This is a genomic window from Pseudoalteromonas sp. AOP7-A1-14 (genome assembly GCF_052376275.1).
Classification (GTDB): Bacteria; Pseudomonadota; Gammaproteobacteria; order Enterobacterales; family Alteromonadaceae; genus Pseudoalteromonas.
The window spans coordinates 1-492 of record NZ_JBQSVO010000292.1; the positions used below are offsets into that span (position 1 = coordinate 1).

At 43.9% G+C, this 492-nt stretch carries 1 protein-coding gene; it reads left to right on the plus strand.

Annotation, left to right across the window (positions count from 1 at the left end):
- Nucleotides 1–480 (plus strand): IS3 family transposase (locus ACT3RM_RS18165; RefSeq protein WP_443488055.1); only part of this gene is annotated, 480 nt, incomplete at its 5' end.
- Nucleotides 481–492 lie beyond the last annotated feature (12 nt).

A 492-nucleotide genomic window follows, 5' to 3' on the forward strand; every position in this document is an offset into this window, starting at 1 on the left:
CGCATTAAAGGCGGCTGGTGCTACCTAGCTATCGTTTTAGATTTATATGCTCGTCGTATTGTTGGCTTTGCTGTATCAGATTCGCCTGACAGTATGCTGACAACCAAAGCGCTGCAGATGGCGTATCAGTCGCGCTTAAAGCCAAGTGGGGTGTTGTTTCACTCTGATCAAGGCACCCATTACACTAGCAAGAAGTTTGCTGAATCTGTGGCAAGTTGTAATGGCATGAAGCAGAGCATGAGCCGAAAAGGTAACTGTTGGGACAACGCGCCAACTGAAAGGTTCTTCAGGAGCTTTAAAACAGAATGGATGCCAAAGGGCGGTTATGAGAATATTGCTGAAGCTCGGACTGCCATTATTGATTATATTTGGGGCTATTATCAGTCAGTGAGACCACACCGTTTTAATGACTATTTAACACCGCTAGAAAAAGAGAAACGCTACTTTAACAAAAACCTCTTATCAGGTGTCCTAAATTAGTTGACCACTACA